Source organism: Streptomyces sp. NPDC051963 (assembly GCF_044593495.1).
Taxonomy (GTDB): domain Bacteria; phylum Actinomycetota; class Actinomycetes; order Streptomycetales; family Streptomycetaceae; genus Streptomyces.
Genome location: NZ_JBIUCC010000011.1, coordinates 201,229 through 218,632 on the forward strand (window position 1 = coordinate 201,229; position 17,404 = coordinate 218,632).

Annotated in this window: 21 protein-coding genes, 1 tRNA gene and 1 riboswitch; of the genes, 7 read left to right on the forward strand and 15 right to left on the reverse strand. The window is 68.7% G+C overall.

From position 1 onward, the window contains the following. The first annotated feature begins 73 nt into the window (after positions 1–73). Positions 74–1,411, forward strand: coding sequence for an SGNH/GDSL hydrolase family protein (locus ACIHFB_RS39510; RefSeq protein WP_400129431.1), 1,338 nt, complete (start codon positions 74–76; stop codon positions 1,409–1,411). 59 nt (positions 1,412–1,470) lie between these two features. On the opposite strand, the gene ACIHFB_RS39515 is transcribed toward ACIHFB_RS39510, so the two are convergent. Genes ACIHFB_RS39515 through ACIHFB_RS39530 form a run of 4 tightly spaced genes read right to left on the reverse strand, consistent with a single transcriptional unit; the run spans position 1,471 to position 4,915 of the window. Further along, positions 1,471–2,265: a DUF1707 domain-containing protein gene (locus tag ACIHFB_RS39515; RefSeq protein WP_365283284.1), complete on the reverse strand. Its 795-nt coding sequence runs from the start codon at positions 2,263–2,265 to the stop codon at positions 1,471–1,473. 33 nt (positions 2,266–2,298) lie between these two features. Then, positions 2,299–3,294 carry an ATP-binding cassette domain-containing protein gene (locus ACIHFB_RS39520; RefSeq protein ID WP_400129432.1) on the reverse strand — a complete coding sequence of 332 codons (996 nt, stop codon included), beginning with the start codon at positions 3,292–3,294 and terminating at the stop codon, positions 2,299–2,301. A 6-nt stretch (positions 3,295–3,300) separates the two neighbouring features. Beyond that, positions 3,301–4,065 carry an ABC transporter permease gene (locus ACIHFB_RS39525; protein ID WP_400129485.1) on the reverse strand — a complete coding sequence of 255 codons (765 nt, stop codon included), beginning with the start codon at positions 4,063–4,065 and terminating at the stop codon, positions 3,301–3,303. Between the two features lie 49 nt (positions 4,066–4,114). Further along, a complete protein-coding gene (locus tag ACIHFB_RS39530; protein ID WP_400129433.1) occupies positions 4,115–4,915 on the reverse strand; it encodes an ABC transporter permease in 801 nt (266 codons plus the stop codon). Positions 4,916–5,117: 202 nt separating this feature from the next. Here ACIHFB_RS39530 and ACIHFB_RS39535 point away from each other — a divergent pair, with 202 nt between their 5' ends. Continuing rightward, complete coding sequence (locus tag ACIHFB_RS39535) at positions 5,118–7,496, forward strand: transglycosylase domain-containing protein (RefSeq protein ID WP_365283292.1); 2,379 nt, start codon at positions 5,118–5,120, stop codon at positions 7,494–7,496. Here the strand turns inward: ACIHFB_RS39535 and sugE are convergent. The 3 genes from sugE to ACIHFB_RS39550 all read right to left on the reverse strand — a co-directional run bounded on the left by sugE (position 7,490) and on the right by ACIHFB_RS39550 (position 8,695). Continuing rightward, complete coding sequence (gene sugE / locus ACIHFB_RS39540) at positions 7,490–7,810, reverse strand: quaternary ammonium compound efflux SMR transporter SugE (RefSeq protein WP_210594103.1); 321 nt, start codon at positions 7,808–7,810, stop codon at positions 7,490–7,492. The genes ACIHFB_RS39535 and sugE overlap by 7 nt on opposite strands. Before the next feature lie 37 nt (positions 7,811–7,847). After that, a riboswitch (guanidine-III (ykkC-III) riboswitch) is annotated at positions 7,848–7,922 on the reverse strand. Positions 7,923–7,968: 46 nt separating this feature from the next. Next, entirely contained in the window at positions 7,969–8,271 is a 303-nt protein-coding gene (locus ACIHFB_RS39545) for a co-chaperone GroES (RefSeq protein WP_247197870.1), read from the reverse strand. Between the two features lie 94 nt (positions 8,272–8,365). Beyond that, a complete protein-coding gene (locus ACIHFB_RS39550) occupies positions 8,366–8,695 on the reverse strand; it encodes a DUF3618 domain-containing protein (RefSeq protein WP_210594101.1) in 330 nt (109 codons plus the stop codon). A gap of 95 nt (positions 8,696–8,790) precedes the next feature. Here ACIHFB_RS39550 and bcp point away from each other — a divergent pair, with 95 nt between their 5' ends. Together bcp and ACIHFB_RS39560 are read left to right on the forward strand one after the other, a co-directional pair. Beyond that, the gene (gene bcp, locus ACIHFB_RS39555) at positions 8,791–9,258 is read left to right on the forward strand and encodes a thioredoxin-dependent thiol peroxidase (RefSeq protein ID WP_365283297.1); all 468 of its coding nucleotides are present in this window, start codon (positions 8,791–8,793) and stop codon (positions 9,256–9,258) included. Positions 9,259–9,300: 42 nt separating this feature from the next. Continuing rightward, positions 9,301–9,387: transfer RNA gene (locus ACIHFB_RS39560), tRNA-Leu, on the forward strand. A 4-nt stretch (positions 9,388–9,391) separates the two neighbouring features. On the opposite strand, the gene rdgB is transcribed toward ACIHFB_RS39560, so the two are convergent. From rdgB to ACIHFB_RS39580, 4 genes are all read right to left on the reverse strand, one after another. Beyond that, complete coding sequence (gene rdgB, locus ACIHFB_RS39565; RefSeq protein WP_400129434.1) at positions 9,392–9,994, reverse strand: RdgB/HAM1 family non-canonical purine NTP pyrophosphatase; 603 nt, start codon at positions 9,992–9,994, stop codon at positions 9,392–9,394. 38 nt (positions 9,995–10,032) lie between these two features. Further along, on the reverse strand, positions 10,033–10,434 hold the full coding sequence (locus ACIHFB_RS39570) for a hypothetical protein (RefSeq protein WP_365283301.1): 402 nt from the start codon (positions 10,432–10,434) through the stop codon (positions 10,033–10,035). Between the two features lie 143 nt (positions 10,435–10,577). Then, positions 10,578–11,315: a ribonuclease PH gene (gene rph, locus ACIHFB_RS39575; protein ID WP_365283303.1), complete on the reverse strand. Its 738-nt coding sequence runs from the start codon at positions 11,313–11,315 to the stop codon at positions 10,578–10,580. A 78-nt stretch (positions 11,316–11,393) separates the two neighbouring features. After that, positions 11,394–11,627, reverse strand: coding sequence for a glucose PTS transporter subunit EIIB (locus ACIHFB_RS39580; RefSeq protein ID WP_210594094.1), 234 nt, complete (start codon positions 11,625–11,627; stop codon positions 11,394–11,396). A 150-nt stretch (positions 11,628–11,777) separates the two neighbouring features. On the opposite strand from ACIHFB_RS39580, the gene ACIHFB_RS39585 reads away from it, so the two are divergent. Both ACIHFB_RS39585 and ACIHFB_RS39590 read left to right on the forward strand, forming a co-directional pair. Beyond that, positions 11,778–13,067: a PTS transporter subunit EIIC gene (locus tag ACIHFB_RS39585; RefSeq protein ID WP_365283305.1), complete on the forward strand. Its 1,290-nt coding sequence runs from the start codon at positions 11,778–11,780 to the stop codon at positions 13,065–13,067. A gap of 93 nt (positions 13,068–13,160) precedes the next feature. After that, entirely contained in the window at positions 13,161–14,408 is a 1,248-nt protein-coding gene (locus tag ACIHFB_RS39590) for a PTS transporter subunit EIIC (RefSeq protein WP_365283307.1), read from the forward strand. Positions 14,409–14,477: 69 nt separating this feature from the next. On the opposite strand, the gene ACIHFB_RS39595 is transcribed toward ACIHFB_RS39590, so the two are convergent. Continuing rightward, positions 14,478–15,230: an MBL fold metallo-hydrolase gene (locus ACIHFB_RS39595; RefSeq protein ID WP_365283309.1), complete on the reverse strand. Its 753-nt coding sequence runs from the start codon at positions 15,228–15,230 to the stop codon at positions 14,478–14,480. Positions 15,231–15,493: 263 nt separating this feature from the next. Between ACIHFB_RS39595 and ACIHFB_RS39600 the strand changes: the two genes are divergently transcribed. Further along, positions 15,494–15,943 carry a type II toxin-antitoxin system PemK/MazF family toxin gene (locus tag ACIHFB_RS39600; protein ID WP_365283311.1) on the forward strand — a complete coding sequence of 150 codons (450 nt, stop codon included), beginning with the start codon at positions 15,494–15,496 and terminating at the stop codon, positions 15,941–15,943. Positions 15,944–15,950: 7 nt separating this feature from the next. Here ACIHFB_RS39600 and ACIHFB_RS39605 read toward each other — a convergent pair whose 3' ends face one another. The 3 genes from ACIHFB_RS39605 to ACIHFB_RS39615 all read right to left on the reverse strand — a co-directional run bounded on the left by ACIHFB_RS39605 (position 15,951) and on the right by ACIHFB_RS39615 (position 17,397). Next, positions 15,951–16,901, reverse strand: coding sequence for a cysteine synthase (locus ACIHFB_RS39605; protein ID WP_365283313.1), 951 nt, complete (start codon positions 16,899–16,901; stop codon positions 15,951–15,953). Between the two features lie 6 nt (positions 16,902–16,907). Continuing rightward, positions 16,908–17,186, reverse strand: coding sequence for a MoaD/ThiS family protein (locus ACIHFB_RS39610; RefSeq protein ID WP_365283315.1), 279 nt, complete (start codon positions 17,184–17,186; stop codon positions 16,908–16,910). A 115-nt stretch (positions 17,187–17,301) separates the two neighbouring features. After that, positions 17,302–17,397 (reverse strand): putative leader peptide, encoded by a 96-nt coding sequence (locus ACIHFB_RS39615; RefSeq protein WP_020270288.1) that lies wholly within the window; start codon positions 17,395–17,397, stop codon positions 17,302–17,304. Positions 17,398–17,404 lie beyond the last annotated feature (7 nt).

Below are 17,404 nucleotides of genomic sequence, written 5' to 3' on the forward strand. Positions count from 1 at the left end.
ACCCATGCCTCATCATGGTCGATGATCACATCGGAGCCTCGGGCTCCCGTCCACCCGAGGAGTTACGCACCGCATGACCAGGAAAGCCGGTTATGCCCTGCTTGCCGCGATCATCGCCCTGATCGTGGCGCTGTCCGCTGCCATATACGTCGGTGCGGCCGCCGGCGACGGCACCGGCCGCAGCAGGGACAACCTCGCCGGGGCCCGTACCCCGCGCAATCCGGCCGAGCCCGCCTCCACGGGCACCTGGGTCGGCACCTGGTCCGCGTCCCCGGTCGGCGCCGAGCCCGGCACCGAGATGACCGGCCTGGCCAACCGCTCCGTACGCAACGTCGTGCACACCAGCGCGGGCGGGACGAACGCCCGGATCACGCTCTCCAACGTCTACGGCCAGTCCCCGCTGACGATCACGCACGCCACCATCGCCATCGCGGTGGGCGGCGGCACGGCCGCGGCGGTCCCCGAGACCATGCGACGGCTGACCTTCAACGGCAGCACCACCGTCGTCGTACCGGCCGGCCGGCAGGCGATGAGCGACGCCGTCCGCATCACCGTCCCGCACGACAGCGACGTGCTGGTCACCACGTACTCCCCCAACGCGGCCGGGCCGGTCACCTACCATCCGCGGTCGCGGCAGATCTCGTACGCCGCCCAGGGCGACCTCACCGAGGACGTGACCGGCACCGCGTACACCGAGCAGGTCGAGTACTGGCGCTATCTGACCGCCCTCGACGTGCTGAGCAACGAGTCCAACGGCACCGTCGTCGCCTTCGGCGACTCGCTCACCGACGGCGTCGGCTCCTCCACGGGCGCCAACAACCGCTGGCCCGACCTTCTTTCGGACCGGCTGCGCGAGGCGGTCGAGGACGGCGAGGACCTGCCGCGCTACAGCTTCGTCAACCAGGGCATCGGCGGGAACCAGGTCCTGGCCAACGGCCTGGGCCGCCCGGCCGAGAACCTCTCCGGCCTCGGCCGTTTCGGCCGTGACGTGCTCAGCCGTACGAACGTCAAGGTCGTCATCATCGACCTCGGCGTGAACGACATCCTCCGCAACCCCGGTCACGCCGACCCCGACGCGATCGTCGAGGGCCTGCGCACCCTGGTCCGGCAGGCCCACGCACGCGGGCTGAAGGTCATCGGGGCGACGCTGATGCCGTTCCAGGGACACAACGGCTACTCGTCCGAGCGGGAGGGCGTCCGGCAGGACATCAACGCCGAGATCCGGTCGGGCAAGGTGTTCGACGCGGTCGTCGACTTCGACGCGGCGGTACGGGACCCGTACAACCCGCGGAAGTTCCGCCCGGACTACGACTCCGGGGACCATCTGCACCCGAGCGACAAGGGCTACAAACGAATGACGGAGGCGTTCGACCTGGACGACCTGAAGGGCGGCGTCCCGGCGCAACTCTGAGCCCCCGAAGGCCGCACCCACCCCTCGCACCACAGAACCACAAACCACGAGCCCCCGGCTCAATCCTCCCCGCGCCGCCGCCGCTCCTCGCGCCGGTCATGCATCAGATCCCGATGCCCTTCGAGCATCCGCCGATGGGCATCGTGCAGGTCGTCCCGGAAGGACTCCTGAAGCTCGCGTATCGCGGTCTTCCGGTCCAGCTTCCCCTGCCGCTGCTCCTCCCGCAGCCGCTTGCGCTCGGCGCGGGTCAGCTTGCGTTCCACGCCCACGCCGCCCCAGAAGGCGAACCCGGTGACGATCACACGAGGGGCCCCGGGCTCTCCCGGCACGCCCTCCTCGCGCTGGTCGAAGCCGCCCATGATGCCGAGCCCGCGGACGACGACCTCCACGCCGGGCGGCACGATCACATTCATGCCGCCCATGATGGCGATGCAGTTGATCTCGACCTCGCGGTCCGCGAAGTTCGCCTCGCGCAGATCGATCTCACCGCCGCCCCAGAAGGCGAAGCAGTTGAACCGCTTGGGCACGGTCCAGCGGCCCCTGCGCTGGAAGCCGGACATCACGGCGACACCCCACGCCGACGAACCTTCGCCACCGACGATCCGCTGCGCCCAACTCCCGCTCTCCACGGGCTTCTTGACCATGTCGACCGTCGGCGGGACCACCCCGGCGGCGGGCAGGTCCCGGGTGATGGGCGCCAGTTCGCCGTACGTCCGCGCCTTGTACGTCGCGTCCAGCCGCTCCTCGAACTCCGTCATGTCGAGACGGCCCTCGGCGACCGCATCCCGCAGCACCTCGGCGACTCGTTCACGATCAGCGTCGGAGGCACGCAGCTCCGGGGCATCGTCCGTCATATCCCTCAGCCTACGAGTTCCGGGGCGCGGACACTATGCGGTCGCCCGCTCCTGCGGGGGTTTGGGGGTGTCCCCCAGTGAATGCAGCATCCTGGCGATCACGGCCTCGATGTCAGGCTCCCGCACCGACAGGTCCACCAGCGGATACTGCGCCGCGATGCTCGCCACCAGCGGGGCCGCCGACTCCGACGCCGGGAAGGCCAGCCACTGGCGCGGCCCTTCCACCCGTACGACCCTGGCGGGCGGCGCCTCGATCGGCGGGAGTTCCCGCTCCAGGTCCACCACCAGGGTGCGCTCGCTCTCGCCCGCCTCGTGCAGGCCGGCGAGCGGGCCGTCGTACATCAGGCGCCCGTGGTCGATGACCATCACGCGCGAGCACAGCTGCTCGATGTCCTGGAGGTCGTGCGTGGTCAGCAGGACGGTGGTGCCGCGCTCGGTGTTCAACTCCCGCAGGAACTCCCGCACCTTGGCCTTGGAGATGACATCGAGGCCGATCGTCGGCTCGTCGAGGTAGAGCACCTCGGGGTCGTGCAGCAGGGCCGCCGCGATGTCGCCGCGCATCCGCTGGCCGAGCGAGAGCTGCCGCACCGGCACGTCCAACAGGGTCTGAAGTTCCAGGAGTTCGACGCAGCGAGCGAGGTTCTCGCGGTAACGGGCGTCCGGGATCCGGTACATGCGGTGCATCAGACGGTAGGAGTCGATCAGCGGCAGGTCCCACCACAGTGTCGTGCGCTGCCCGAACACCACCCCGATCCGGTGGGCGAGGCGCGTGCGCTCGCGGGACGGGTCGATACCGGCGACGCGCAGCCGGCCACCGCTCGGGGTGAGGATGCCGGTGAGCATTTTGATCGTCGTGGACTTTCCGGCACCGTTCGGGCCGATGTAGCCGACCATCTCGCCCCGCGCCACGGAGAAGGTGAGCGAGTCGACCGCCCGCACCTCCCGCCGCTCCCGCTTGAGGAAGCCGGCCTTCTTGCGGACGACGAAGACCTTTTCGACTCGGTCGAGCTCGATGAAACGCTCAGTCACGGCTCACTAACTCCCTGTACTTCGGTATGAGCGAAGCCCGGCCCGCCATGCCAGACCCGCCAGCGCGCAGCACACTCCGGCGGCGACCGGCGACATGAACGTCACCCACGTCGGCAGGTCGAGCGGATACGGCCGCCCCAGCACGTAGGACGCGGGCAGCCAGTTGACGAAGGCGAGCGGCACCATGAACGTCACCCCGCGCACCAGGTCCTGTCCGAACAGGGTCGGGGGGTACTGAAGCATCGTGGTGCCGCCGTACGTGAACGCGCTCTGCACCTCGGAGGCGTCCTGCGCCAGGAACTGGAAGGCCGCGCCCGCCACGAACAGCGCCGAGAAGATCGCCGCGCCGCTGACCAGCATCACCGGCACCAGCAGCACCTTGGCCGCGGTCCACTCGACGTCGACGGCGAACAGCCCCCAGCACAGCACCAGCGCCCCCTGGGTGACCCGGCCCAGCCGGCGCAACGGGAACTGGTCCGCGCCGACCTGGGCGAGCACCGGTGCGGGCCGGACGAGCAGCGTGTCGAACGACCCGTCGCGGATCCGGACGCCCAGGGCCTGCGTCGAGCCGAGCAGCAGGTCGGTGATCCCGAACGCCGTCGCGGACAGGCCGTACAGGAAGGTCACCTCGGGCAGCGTCCAGCCGCCGAGCGAGTCGACCTGCGAGAACATCAGCAGGATCCCGACGAAGTCCAGCCCGGTCAGCATCAGGTTGCCGAAGATCGTGACGACGAAGGAGGTCCGGTAGGTCATGCCGGCCCGGATCCACATCCCGGCGATCAGCCGGTAGGCCCGCAGGCCCTCCGCGACCCTGGAGATCTCACCCACCCTGCACCACCACCCGCCGCGTCGCCGCCCCCTGCACCAGTCGTCCCGCCGCGAGCAGGGCCACCGCCCACACCGCCTGGAAGGCGAACGCCCCGAGCGCGTCGGTCTCCCCCATCAGCACATCCGCCGGCATCTGGAGTTGCGCGGCCCACGGCAGCGTCCGGACCACGTCGCCGAGCGCGCCGGGGAAGGCGTTCAGCGGCAGGGTCATGCCCGAGCAGAAGAGCCCCGTGACCATCAGCGCCTGGGTGACGCCCCTGCCGTCCATGATCCAGAACACGCTCAGCGCCGCCAGGTAGCGGATCCCGAAGCTGACGACCATCGCCAGCAGCAACGCGACCAGGAACGCCGCCCAGGTGCCGACGTCCCTGGGCAGGGCCATCGGGAAGAACAGCGCACCGAAGACGAACGGGATCACCCCCCGCCCCAGGACCTGGAACAGCGACCGTCCCAAGTCGCTCGCCAGCCACCACAGTTGGAGATCGGCCGGCCGGTACAGGTCGATGGCGATCTCGCCGGTACGGATGCGTTCCATGAGCTCGCTCTCGAAGCCGCCGCCCTGAATGGCCACGGCCGCGAACAGCGCCTGCCCCAGCCACACATACGTCACGGCCTGCGCCTGGTCGTACCCCCCGAGGTGCGGTCGCTCGTCCCACAGCGCCAGATACGTGTAGACGAGGATCAGTCCGAAGACCGTGTTCGTGAACACTCCGGCCGCGGTGGCCGCCCGATACGTCGCGTACCGTCTGAAACTCCCCCTCGCGACGGCCGCGTACAACCGTACCGAGTCCACACCCACAGCCCCCTCGCCCACTCGGCACCGAAGCGCAGGAGCCTAGTGCGCCGCCGCCATGAACTGCCACGTATTTTCCGGGCCGACACGCGCCGAGGTCAGGGAACTGATCGCCGAGTGCGACAGTCTTCAACAGGGGGGCACAGAAGGCGAACAAGGGCGTACGGGAACGTACGACGTAAAACAGGAGTCCGTGCACAACATGAACGACGAGCCGCAGCCGAACCGGCCGAGCCCGGGCTGGGCCCCGAGAGGGCCGGAGGCGACGCAGCAGCCGAGCGGCAAGAAGCGCCCCGGGCGCACCGGTTGGCGCCGGCTGATCCCGACCTGGCGCATGGTGCTCGGCACCCTCGTCATCGGGATAATGCTGCTGGCCGGTCTGTTCTTCCTCGGGTACTCCCTGGTCAAGATCCCGCCCGCGAACGCGCTCGCGACCAAGCAGAGCAACATCTACCTCTACGCGGACGGCAGTCAGCTCGCCCGCGACGGCGAGGTCAACCGGGAGAACGTCTCCCTCGCACAGATCTCCAAGTCCGCGCAGCACGCCGTACTGGCCGCCGAGGACCGCGACTTCTACAGCGAGTCGGCGATCGACCCCAAGGCGATGGTCCGCGCGGCCTGGAACACGGCGACCGGCAAGGGCAAGCAGTCCGGTTCGACGATCACTCAGCAGTATGTGAAGAACTACTACCTGGCCCAGGAACAGACCGTCACCCGAAAGGTGAAGGAATTCTTCATCTCGATCAAGCTGGACCGCGAGGAGAGCAAGGACGAGATTCTCCAGGGCTACCTCAACACCAGCTACTTCGGGCGCAACGCCTACGGCATCCAGGCCGCGGCCCAGGCGTACTACGGCATGGACGCCACCGACCTGGACGCGGCCCACGGCGCCTATCTCGCGGCCCTGCTGAACGCGCCCAGCGAGTACGACATCGTCGCCCACCCGGAGAACAAGGCCGCCGCCCAGGCCCGTTGGAACTACGTCCTCGACGGCATGGTCAAGGAGGGCTGGCTCAGCGAGGGCGACCGGGCGGGCCTGAAGTTCCCGGTGCCGAAGGAGGCGAGCGTCTCGACGAGCATGTCCGGACAGCGCGGCTACATCGTCGACGCGATCAAGGACTATCTCATCGAGAACAAGATCGTCACCGCGGACGAGCTCGACGCCGGCGGCTACCGCATCACCACCACCCTCCAGAAGAGCAAGCAGAACGCCTTCGTCGACGCCGTCGACGAGCAGCTGATGGACAAGCTCGACCGGAAGAACAACAAGGTCGACAGCTACGTCCGCGCGGGCGGCGCCGCCGTCGACCCCAGGACCGGCAGGGTCGTCGCCATGTACGGCGGCATCGACTACGTGAAGCAGTACACGAACAACGCCACCCGCGGTGACTTCCAGGTCGGCTCCACCTTCAAGCCGTTCGTCTTCACCTCGGCCGTCGAGAACGAGTCCGTCACCCAGGACGGGCAGCCCATCACGCCGAACACCTACTACGACGGCACCAGCGAACGCCCCGTGCAGGGCTGGAGCGGCAGCTACGCGCCCGAGAACGAGGACGACGTCAACTACGGCGACATCTCCGTGCGCACCGCCACCGACAAGTCCGTCAACTCGGTGTACGCACAGATGGCCGTCGACGTCGGCCCCGACAAGGTCCGCCGGACCGCGGTCGACCTGGGCATCCCGGGCAACACCCCCGACCTGACCGCCACGCCGTCCATCGCACTGGGCCCGGCCACCGCCAGCGTCCTCGACATGGCGGAGGCGTACGCGACGCTCGCCAACCACGGCAAGCACGGCACGTACACCCTGATCGACAAGATCACGAAGGACGGCGCGGACGTCGTGAAACTGCCCGAGCGGAGCACCCGGCAGGCCGTCAGCCGCGAGGCCGCCGACACCACCACGTCGATCCTGCAGAGCGTCGTCGACAACGGCACCGCCACCGCCGCCCAGGCCGCCGGGCGCCCCGCGGCGGGCAAGACCGGCACCGCCGAGGAGGACACCGCCGCCTGGTTCGCGGGCTACACACCCGACCTGGCGACCGTCGTCTCCGTCATGGGCCAGGATCCGGTCACTGCCACACACGAGTCCCTCTACGGCGCCATGGGCCTGGAGCGCATCAACGGCGGCGGCGCGCCCGCCGAGATCTGGGCCCAGTTCACCAAGGAGGCCCTGAAGGGCACGCCGGTCAGCGAATTCGACCTCCAGCTCCAGGAAGGCGCCGACGAACCGGAGTTGCCGACGACCGGAGAGCCGACCGACCCCGGCACCGGCGCCCCCACCGACGGCGCCCCGTCGGGCCGGCCGACGAACGGCACCCCCACCGACGGGGAGGACACCGAGGGCCGGACCGACGGCGGCGCGACCACCACGGGCGAGACCACGAACGGCGGCACGACGACCGACGGCGGCACGACGGGCGACACGAGCACGGGCGGTACCACGGGCGACACGACGACCGGCGGCACGACGGACGGGACCACCGGGGACACCGGCGAGGGCACCACAGGAGACACGACCGAAGGCGGCGGCGACGATACGACGGGGGTGATCGGCGGAGCTCCGCCGAGCCCTCAGTGACCCGAGGTCGCCTTCAGCCCCACCACGGCGACCAGCAGCAGACAGACGAAGAAGATCCGGGCGGCGGTCGCCGGCTCCCCCAGCACCACCATGCCGAGCACCGCCGCACCGGCCGCCCCGATCCCGACCCACACGCCGTAGGCGGTACCGATGGGCAGGGACTTCGCTGCGTACGACAGCAGGAACATGCTGGCGACGATGCCCGCGCCGGTGAGCACGCTGGGAACCAGGCGCGTGAACCCGTCGGTGTACTTCATCCCGATCGACCAGCCGACTTCGAGCAGACCGGCGACGACAAGCAGAACCCAGGCCATGAGGAGCACCTCCGAGAGACGGAACGGAACTGACGGCGGTGCGTCGTCTTTGCGTTCATCCCCGGTACGGCGCGTCTCGTCGGGTGCCCTTCAAAGGTAGCAAAGGGCATGGAAAAGGGGCTGGTGACGATGGTCACCAGCCCCTTTGGACCGCTGATCTACAGGTACAGCCCGGTGGAGTCCTCCGACCCCTCGAAGCGGTCCGCGGCCACGGCATGCAGATCGCGCTCGCGCATCAGCACATAGGCGGTGCCCCGCACCTCCACCTCGGCCCGGTCCTCCGGGTCGTACAGCACCCGGTCGCCCACCTCGACGGTCCGTACGTTCTGTCCCACCGCGACGACCTCGGCCCAGGCCAGTCGCCGCCCGACCGCCGCCGTGGCGGGGATGAGGATGCCCCCGCCCGACCGCCGCTCGCCCTCACCGGTCTCCTGCCGCACGAGTACGCGGTCGTGCAGCATCCGGATCGGCAGCTTGTCGTGGGTGCTGTGCTCGTTCTTGTTGGCGCTCACGCCACGAACCTACCTGCCTTTGACCCCTCCGTAGGCCGCTGGGTCAGCCCCTGCGACGCCGGGTGCCCAGTGCGAGCAGCCCCACGAGCCCGACGGCGACGACGGCCACGGGCACGATGCGCTCCAGCCGGGGTGCGCCCTCGTGATCGACGAACTGCCCCTTCACATCGCTCACGACCCGGTTGACGCCCACATAGGCCCGGCCGAGGGTCCGGTCGACATTGGAGACGACCTTGGCCTTGGCGTCCCCGACGATCGTCTTCGGATGCACCCGCACCCCGATCTCGTCGAGCGTCTCGGCCAGCACGTCGCGGCGGCGCGCGATGTCCGCCTCGATCTGCGCCGGGGTTCTGGTGTCCGAGGTGTCCGCCACCGTACGGCCTCCGAAGTCTGGTGCTGCCTTGTTCCGGACAGTCTGTCAGCTCTTACGCCGACCGCACTGTCAGGACCCCCCGTTACTCTGGCGGAATGAGTGAGCGACTCCAGCCCGGGGACACCGCCCCCGCCTTCACCCTCCCCGACGCCGACGGCACCGAGGTCTCCCTCGCGGACCACAAGGGCCGCAAGGTCATCGTCTATTTCTACCCGGCAGCCCTGACCCCCGGCTGCACGAAGCAGGCCTGCGACTTCACGGACAACCTGGAGGTGCTGGCCGGCGCGGGGTACGACGTCATCGGCATCTCCCCCGACGCCCCCGAGAAGCTGGCCAAGTTCCGCGAGAAGGAGAACCTGAAGGTCACCCTGCTCGCCGACCCCGACAAGTCCGTCACCGAGGCCTACGCCGCCTACGGCGAGAAGAAGAACTACGGCAAGACGTACATGGGTGTCATCCGGTCGACGGTCATCGTGGACGAGGAGGGCAAGGTCGAGCGGGCGCTGTACAACGTGCGGGCGACGGGGCACGTGGCCAAGATCATCAAGGACCTGGGGATCTGACGGTGCTGCCCGGCCAGTAGCATGACCGGGCAGCATCATCTGGCGGCCGTGGTGGAATTGGCAGTCACGCTGGGTTTAGGTCCCAGTGGGGTAACTCCCGTGAGGGTTCGAGTCCCTCCGGCCGCACCAGCACTCAGCCCAACAACTCCCGCACCACCGGCACCAACCCCCGGAACGCCTTCCCCCGGTGGCTGATCGCGTTCTTCTCCTCAGCCGTCAGTTCCGCGCACGTCCGCGTGTCCCCCTCGGGCTGGAGGATCGGGTCGTACCCGAACCCGTTCGTGCCGGCCGGCGTATGCCGCAGCACCCCCCGCAGCTGCCCCTCGACCACCCGCTCCGTCCCGTCCGGCAGCGCAAGCGCCGCCGCGCACGCGAAGTGGGCGCCCCGGTGTTCGTCGGCGATGTCGGAGAGCTGGGCCAGCAGCAGGTCCAGGTTGGCGCGGTCGTCGCCGTGCTTACCGGCCCAGCGGGCGGAGAAGATGCCGGGTGCGCCGTTCAGGACGTCGACGCAGAGGCCGGAGTCGTCGGCGACGGCGGGGAGGCCGGTGGCCTGGGCCAGGGCGTGGGCCTTGAGCAGCGCGTTCTCGGCGAACGTCACGCCCGTTTCCTTGACGTCGGGAATGTCGGGGTAGGCGTCCGCGCCGACGAGGTCGTGAGGGAAACCTGCGTCGGCGAGGATCGCGTGCAGCTCGGTGATTTTTCCGGCGTTGCGGGTGGCGAGGATCAGGCGGGTCATGCCGTTCAGTATCCAGGGCTCGCCCGCCCGTGGTTTCCCTACGGCGTGCAGACCTTGGTGAGTTCGCCGGCCGCGTCGGTGACCGGGCTGATGTCGGGGGTCTCGTCGCCGTTCTTGACGGCGTCCCGGACGTTGGTGACGGCCTGCTGGAGGTTGTCCACCGCCTTGTTGACGTCGGCGTTGTCCGTCTTGTCGCCGATGTCGTCGAGGTTCTGGTCGATGGAGTTGAGGGACTCCTCGAGCTGGGTCGGGTCGTTGGCGGCGCTCTCCACGGCCTGCTGAAGGTCGGTGACGCTGTCGGCGATGGCGTCGGCGGTCTGGACGCAGTCCAGCGCCTTGTTGACGGCGTCGCAGCCGGTGGTCAGTCCGACTGTCAGCCCGACGGCCGCCACGGCGGCGACGACGGCTATGCGTGGACGGCGGCTACGGCTCACGGCCATGGTTCGTTTCCTCCCTAGCGCAGGCCTCGGAGGCCCCCCGTTACGTGGCCGGGCGCACAGTGGCCACCGTGCGCCCGTACCTCTAGTGACGCGAGGCCGTGCTGTGGGGTTGCCCGCGGCTGCCTGCTGTCTTGGCGTGCCCTTTACTTTTCGAGGACCGTATCAAGCGCCTTGCGCTGGAGGACAGCGAGTTCGGCGCAGCCGGAAACGGCCAGGTCCAGCAGGGCGTTGAGCTCTTCGCGGGCGAAGGGTTCGGCTTCGGCGGTGCCCTGGACCTCGACGAAACGGCCGTCGCCGGTGCAGACGACGTTCATGTCGGTCTCGGCGCGTACGTCCTCTTCGTAGCAGAGGTCCAGCAGCGGAACTCCTCCCACGATGCCGACCGAGACCGCGCTCACCGTGCCGGTGAGGGGCTGGCGGCCGGCCTTGATCAGCTTCTTGCCCTGGGCCCAGGCGACGGCATCCGCCAGCGCCACATACGCGCCGGTGATCGCAGCCGTGCGGGTGCCGCCGTCGGCCTGGAGCACGTCGCAGTCCAGCACGATGGTGTTCTCGCCGAGTGCCTTGTAGTCGATGACCGCGCGCAGCGAGCGGCCGATGAGACGACTGATCTCGTGGGTGCGGCCGCCGATCTTGCCCTTGACGGATTCGCGGTCGCCGCGGGTGTTGGTGGAGCGGGGCAGCATCGAGTACTCAGCGGTGACCCAGCCTTCGCCGCTGCCCTTGCGCCAGCGGGGGACGCCATCGGTGACGGAGGCGGTGCAGAAGACCTTGGTGTCGCCGAAGGAGACGAGGACGGAGCCCTCGGCGTGCTTGCTCCAGCCGCGTTCGAGGCGTACGGGGCGGAGCTGTTCGGGGGTGCGGCCGTCGATTCGAGACATGACGTTGAGCCTAGCCGCACATACGGAGGGGGCTCCTCCCGCGTCGGGAAGAGCCCCCTCCTCAGTGAGCGTGCGTGCTCACATCATGTCTTCGATGTCCGCCGCGATCGGGTCCGCGTCGGTGCCGATGACGACCTGGATCGCCGAGCCCATCTTGACGACGCCGTGTGCGCCGGCCGCCTTGAGGGCCGCTTCGTCCACGAGGGAGGGGTCGTGGACCTCGGTGCGGAGGCGGGTGATGCAGCCCTCGACTTCTTCGATGTTGTCGATGCCGCCCAGCCCGGCAACGATCTTCTCAGCCTTGGTGGCCATGTTCTTTCTCCCTGATCCGAACCGCTTTGTCGCAGTAACCCACAGTTGGCCCATCTTCGCGAGCGGTCATGCCGTGTGTACCGAAGGATGGCGGTCACGACAGCGGAACCGTCCGTCAACTGGTCTACACCACATTACCGAGGGGCGTCCATGAGTTCCGACAGCGCCGCCGCCGGCCCTGCCCGCCTCCGCTGGAACAAGCTGTTCCAGGGCCTTCAGAAAATGGGCCGCAGTCTCCAACTGCCCATCGCCGTGCTGCCGGCCGCCGGCATCCTCAACCGGCTCGGCCAGCCGGATGTGTTCGGTGCGGACGGGCTCGGCTGGGACAACGTCTCCAAGGTGATGGGGGCCGCGGGCGGCGCGCTGCTGGACGGTGCACTGGGCCTGCCGATGCTGTTCTGTGTCGGTGTCGCGATCGGCATGGCGAAGAAGGCGGACGGCTCCACCGCGCTCGCGGCCGTCGTCGGGTTCCTCGTCTACTTCAACGTGCTGCGTCAGTTCCCGGAGGACTGCGAGGTCGGCACGACGGAGGTCACCACCGGCTGCCAGGGGACGGACGGGACGGTGGTCGCGTACACGTACCAGAACCCGGGCGTCTTCGGCGGCATTGTCATCGGCCTGCTGACGGCCTACTTCTGGCAGCGCTACCACCGCACCAAGCTGGTCGACTGGCTGGGCTTCTTCAACGGCCGCAGGCTCGTGCCGATCATCATGGCGTTCGTCGCGATCGCGATCGCGTCGCTGAGCCTGTGGGTCTGGCCGCCGATCGGCGACGCGCTGGAGAACTTCAGCGACTGGATGAGCGATCTGGGCGCGTGGGGTGCGGGCGTGTTCGGCCTCGCCAACCGGGCCCTGCTGGTGATCGGTCTGCACCAGTTCCTGAACGTGCCCATCTGGTTCCAGTTCGGCACCTACACCAAGCCGGACGGCACGGAAGTACACGGCGACATCAACATGTTCCTGGCGGGCGACCCGAACGCGGGCCAGTTCACCTCGGGCTTCTTCCCGATCATGATGTTCGCCCTGCCGGCCGCCGCCCTCGCCATCACACACTGCGCAAAGCCCAACCGCCGCAAAGAGATCGGCGGCCTGATGCTGTCCGTCGCCCTGACATCCTTCGTCACGGGCATCACCGAGCCGATCGAGTACTCGTTCCTCTTCATCGCCCCCCTGCTCTACGCGGTCCACGCAGTGCTGACAGGCGTCTCGATGGCGGTGACCTGGGGCCTCGGCGTCCACGACGGCTTCAGCTTCTCCGCCGGCCTCATCGACTACGTCATCAACTGGAACCTGGCGACCAAACCCTGGGCGATCATCCCGATCGGCCTGTGCTTCGCGGTCGTCTATTACGTCGTCTTCCGCTTCGCGATCACGAAGTTCGATTTGAAGACTCCGGGGCGGGAACCGGAGGAAGAAATCGAGGACGTAACGAAGGTCTGAACGCACCTCCGAGCGGGTTCCTTATCCGCCCTTCACCGTGCTAGAAACAGGTCTACACCACTGAGTGGTGTAGACCACCACGATGGAGGATGTATGAGCACCGCCACCACATCGGCGGCCCCCGCAAAGAAGCGGGGATCCGGCCTGTTCCAGGGTTTGCAGAAGGTCGGCCGCAGTCTCCAGCTGCCGATCGCCGTGCTGCCGGCGGCGGGCATTCTGCTGCGCCTCGGCCAGACCGACGTCCAGGAGAAGCTGAACCTGCCGGACAAGGTCACGGCGGTCTTCGCCACGGCCGGCGGCGCGATCTTCGACAACCTTCCGATGCTGTTCTGTATCGGTGTCGCGATCGGTTTCGCGAAGAAGGCGGACGGCTCGACCGCGCTGGCCGCCCTGGTCGGCTTCCTGGTGTACAGCAACGTCCTGAAGGCGTTCCCGGTCACCGAGGCGAAGGTCCAGGCCGGCGAGGACATAGCCGCGACCTACAACAATCCCGGTGTCCTCGGCGGCATCGTGATGGGTCTGCTGGCCGCCGTGCTGTGGCAGCGCTACCACCGAACCAAGTTGGTCGACTGGCTCGGCTTCTTCAACGGCCGCCGGCTCGTACCGATCATCATGGCCTTCGTCGGCACCGTCATGGGCGTCTTCTTCGGCCTGGTCTGGGAGCCGATCGGTGAGGTCATCTCCGACTTCGGCGAGTGGATGACCGGCCTCGGCGCCTTCGGTGCGGGCCTGTTCGGTCTGATCAACCGTGCGCTGATCCCAGTCGGCATGCACCAGTTCGTGAACACCGTCTCCTGGTTCCAGATCGGCGACTTCACCAACGCCGCCGGCGATGTCGTGCACGGTGACCTGAACCGCTTCTTCGCCGGGGACCCGGACGCCGGTCAGTTCATGTCGGGCTTCTTCCCGATCATGATGTTCGGTCTGCCGGCCGCCGCGCTCGCGATCGCTCACTGCGCTCGTCCCGAGCGTCGCAAGGCCGTGATGGGCATGATGATCTCGCTCGCGCTGACCTCCTTCGTGACCGGTGTGACCGAACCGATCGAGTTCTCGTTCATGTTCATCGCCCCGGTGCTGTACGCGATCCACGCCGTGCTCACCGCTCTGTCCATGGCGATCACCTGGGCGCTCGGCGTCCACGCGGGCTTCACGTTCTCCGCGGGCTTCATCGATTACGCGCTCAACTGGAACCTGGCCACCAAGCCATGGCTCATCATTCCGATCGGTCTGGTCTTCGCGGCGATCTACTACTTCCTCTTCCGCTTCGCGATCACCAAGTTCAACCTCCCCACCCCGGGCCGCGAGCCCGAGGAGGAGGTCGAGGACCTCACCAAGGCGTGAGTTCCGGTCGTACGGCATGACGAAGGCCCCGGTACCGAGGAGGTACCGGGGCCTTCGTCGGCGTTTGGATCAGATCTCGTACGACACCCTCGGCGCCGCCAGTTCCACCGGACCGTCGTACGCCGCGCGGGCGTCGGCCAGGTTGATCCGGGGGTCGGTCCACGGGGGGATGTGGGTGAGGACCAGGCGGCGGGCGCCCGCCCTCGCCGCCGTCTCCCCTGCCTCGCGGCCGTTGAGGTGCAGGTCGGGGATGTTCTCCTTGCCGTGCGTGAACGCGGCCTCGCACAGGAACAGGTCGGTGTCGCGGGCGAGTTCGTCGAGCGTCGGGGTGACGCCCGTGTCGCCGGAGTAGGTCAGGGACTTCCCGCCGTGCTCGACGCGGATGCCGTACGCCTCGACCGGATGGGCCACGCGTTCCGTGTGCACCGTGAACGGGCCGAGGTCGAAGGTGGACGGCTTGACCGTGTGGAAGTCGAAGACCTCGCTCATGGAGGAGGCCGTGGGGGTGTCCGCGTAGGCGGTGGTCAGCCGGTGTTCCGTGCCCTCGGGTCCGTAGACGGGGAGCGGGTCGCAGCGGCCGCCGTCGTGGCGGTAGTAGCGCGCGACGAAGTACGCGCACATGTCGATGCAGTGGTCGGCGTGCAGATGGCTGAGGAAGATCGCGTCGAGGTCGTAAAGACCGCAGTGGCGCTGCAGCTCGCCCAGGGCACCGTTGCCCAGGTCGAGAAGCAGCCGGAAGCCGTCGGCCTCTACGAGGTAGCTCGAGCAGGCCGATTCCGCGGACGGGAACGACCCCGAGCAGCCGACGACGGTGAGCTTCATGAAGCAGAAACCTCCGCTGGCGGGAAATGAGAGAAGGTGCGTCGGGGGTCGTGCGGTCCGTCGAGCGTAAGGCGCAAAACGTCCGGTCGCTCCTCCGCCAAGGGCTGTTGTGGGCGAACTCACCTGTGGTGTCACCGGTTCGGCTCGAAGCCGGGGCCGAAGGGGGGCGCGCAGCGCCCGAACAGGGTGGTGGCGCGTGACGGGGGGCGTGTGCCTGGTGCGAAGGGCGCGCGTGGGTGAATGCGCGCGGGTAACGTCGTCGTATGGATACGTCCTGGTGGCTGGCGCTCGCGGCGGTGGTACTGCTCGCGCTGGTCGCCGCGCTCGTCGACGGCTGGGGGCGGGGTCGGCCGCGGGGGCGCAGGACGCGGCCGCCGGGGCGGCCGGGGGAACGGACTGCTCAGCGGCCCAGGCCTGCGGAGATCTGGTGGGCCCAGGTGCCGTTCGAGGACGGGCCGGGGGCCAAGGACCGGCCGTGTCTGGTGCTCGCCGTGCGCGGGCGCCGGGCGACCGTCGCGAAGATCACCAGCAAGTATCGCGACGAGCGGACCGGCGTGATCCCGCTGCCGCCGGGTGCCGTCGGCGATTCTCAGGGGCGGGCCAGTTTCCTGGAGACGGACGAGCTGCGGGATGTGCCGGTGCGGGACTTCCGGCGGAAGGCGGGGGTGGTGGACCCGGTCCTCTGGGACCAGGTCCGTCACCTCGCCACGTGAGTGGGCCTCACGCCCAGAGTTGACCCTGAAGGGTCTCGATCGCCTCTTCCGTCGTCGCCGCCGTGTACACGCCCGTCGACAGGTACTTCCAGCCACCGTCGGCCACGACGAAGACGATGTCCGCGCTCTCGCCCGCCTTCAGCGCCTTCTGGCCGACGCCGATCGCGGCGTGCAGCGCGGCACCGGTGGAGACGCCGGCGAAGATGCCCTCCTGCTGGAGCAGTTCCCGGGTGCGGGTGACGGCGTCCGCCGAACCGACCGAGAAACGGGTCGTCAGAACGGACGCGTCGTAGAGCTCGGGGACGAAGCCCTCGTCGAGGTTCCTGAGTCCGTACACCAGGTCGTCGTAGCGCGGCTCGGCGGCGACGATCTTGATGTCGGGCTTGTTCTCGCGCAGGAAGCGGCCGACGCCCATGAGGGTGCCGGTGGTGCCGAGGCCCGCGACGAAGTGGGTGACGGAGGGGAGGTCGGCGAGGATCTCCGGGCCCGTCGTGGCGTAGTGGGCGCCCGCGTTGTCCGGGTTGCCGTACTGGTAGAGCATCACCCAGTCGGGGTGCTCGGCGGACAGCTCCTTGGCGACCCGTACGGCGGTGTTGGAGCCGCCGGCCGCCGGGCTGGAGATGATCTCCGCGCCCCACATCCCGAGCAGGTCCCGGCGCTCCTGCGAGGTGTTCTCCGGCATCACGCACACCATGCGGTAGCCCTTGAGCTTGGCCGCCATGGCGAGGGAGATGCCGGTGTTGCCGCTCGTCGGTTCGAGGATCGTGCAGCCCGGGGTGAGCCGGCCGTCCTTCTCCGCCTGCTCGATCATGTGCAGGGCGGGACGGTCCTTGACGGAGCCGGTGGGGTTGCGGTCCTCCAGCTTGGCCCAGATCCGGACGTCGGCGGACGGCGACAGCCGCGGCAGGCGCACCAGAGGGGTGTTGCCCACCGCGGCCAGCGGGGAGTCGTAGCGCATCTGGGATCAGACCATGCCGCCGGCCACGGCCGGCAGGATCGTGACGTTGTCGCCGTCGGTGAGCTTGGTGTTGATGCCGTCGAGGAAGCGGACGTCCTCGTCGTTGAGGTAGACGTTGACGAAGCGGCGCAGCTGGCCGCCGTCCACGATGCGGGCCTGGATGCCGCTGTGCCGGGTCTCGAGGTCGGCGAACAGGTCGGCGAGGGAGTCACCGCTGCCCTCCACCGCCTTCTGACCGTCGGTGTACTGGCGGAGGATGGTCGGGATGCGGACCTCGATGGCCATGGCTCAGGGCTCCTGTCGGAAAGTGTCTGGTCGGTGGGCGCGCGGCAGCGCTGTACAGCGGGGTTACGCAGGTGAGGCGCCGCGGCTCACGGCCGTACGGCGGCAGGGGTCGGCGTCAACAGATGGCGCTGGCGAGCCTGCACAGGTCGACGTGCAGCCGCGCCACGAGCAGCATGCCCGGCGTCTTGTCGCTCACGTCGTGGAAAACCATGGGGTCA

Excerpts from the sequence above, each read along its gene's own strand:
- ACIHFB_RS39510 (WP_400129431.1), top strand. The coding sequence starts at position 74 with ATGACCAGGAAAGCCGGTTATGCCCTGCTTGCCGCGATCATCGCCCTG.
- ACIHFB_RS39515 (WP_365283284.1), bottom strand. The coding sequence starts at position 2,265 with ATGACGGACGATGCCCCGGAGCTGCGTGCCTCCGACGCTGATCGTGAA.
- ACIHFB_RS39525 (WP_400129485.1), bottom strand. The coding sequence starts at position 4,065 with ATGTGGATCCGGGCCGGCATGACCTACCGGACCTCCTTCGTCGTCACG.
- ACIHFB_RS39535 (WP_365283292.1), top strand. The coding sequence starts at position 5,118 with ATGAACGACGAGCCGCAGCCGAACCGGCCGAGCCCGGGCTGGGCCCCG.
- sugE (WP_210594103.1), bottom strand. The coding sequence starts at position 7,810 with ATGGCCTGGGTTCTGCTTGTCGTCGCCGGTCTGCTCGAAGTCGGCTGG.
- ACIHFB_RS39545 (WP_247197870.1), bottom strand. The coding sequence starts at position 8,271 with ATGCTGCACGACCGCGTACTCGTGCGGCAGGAGACCGGTGAGGGCGAG.
- bcp (WP_365283297.1), top strand. The coding sequence starts at position 8,791 with ATGAGTGAGCGACTCCAGCCCGGGGACACCGCCCCCGCCTTCACCCTC.
- rdgB (WP_400129434.1), bottom strand. The coding sequence starts at position 9,994 with ATGACCCGCCTGATCCTCGCCACCCGCAACGCCGGAAAAATCACCGAG.
- ACIHFB_RS39570 (WP_365283301.1), bottom strand. The coding sequence starts at position 10,434 with ATGGCCGTGAGCCGTAGCCGCCGTCCACGCATAGCCGTCGTCGCCGCC.
- rph (WP_365283303.1), bottom strand. The coding sequence starts at position 11,315 with ATGTCTCGAATCGACGGCCGCACCCCCGAACAGCTCCGCCCCGTACGC.
- ACIHFB_RS39580 (WP_210594094.1), bottom strand. The coding sequence starts at position 11,627 with ATGGCCACCAAGGCTGAGAAGATCGTTGCCGGGCTGGGCGGCATCGAC.
- ACIHFB_RS39585 (WP_365283305.1), top strand. The coding sequence starts at position 11,778 with ATGAGTTCCGACAGCGCCGCCGCCGGCCCTGCCCGCCTCCGCTGGAAC.
- ACIHFB_RS39590 (WP_365283307.1), top strand. The coding sequence starts at position 13,161 with ATGAGCACCGCCACCACATCGGCGGCCCCCGCAAAGAAGCGGGGATCC.
- ACIHFB_RS39595 (WP_365283309.1), bottom strand. The coding sequence starts at position 15,230 with ATGAAGCTCACCGTCGTCGGCTGCTCGGGGTCGTTCCCGTCCGCGGAA.
- ACIHFB_RS39600 (WP_365283311.1), top strand. The coding sequence starts at position 15,494 with ATGGATACGTCCTGGTGGCTGGCGCTCGCGGCGGTGGTACTGCTCGCG.
- ACIHFB_RS39605 (WP_365283313.1), bottom strand. The coding sequence starts at position 16,901 with ATGCGCTACGACTCCCCGCTGGCCGCGGTGGGCAACACCCCTCTGGTG.
- ACIHFB_RS39610 (WP_365283315.1), bottom strand. The coding sequence starts at position 17,186 with ATGGCCATCGAGGTCCGCATCCCGACCATCCTCCGCCAGTACACCGAC.
- ACIHFB_RS39615 (WP_020270288.1), bottom strand. The coding sequence starts at position 17,397 with ATGGTTTTCCACGACGTGAGCGACAAGACGCCGGGCATGCTGCTCGTG.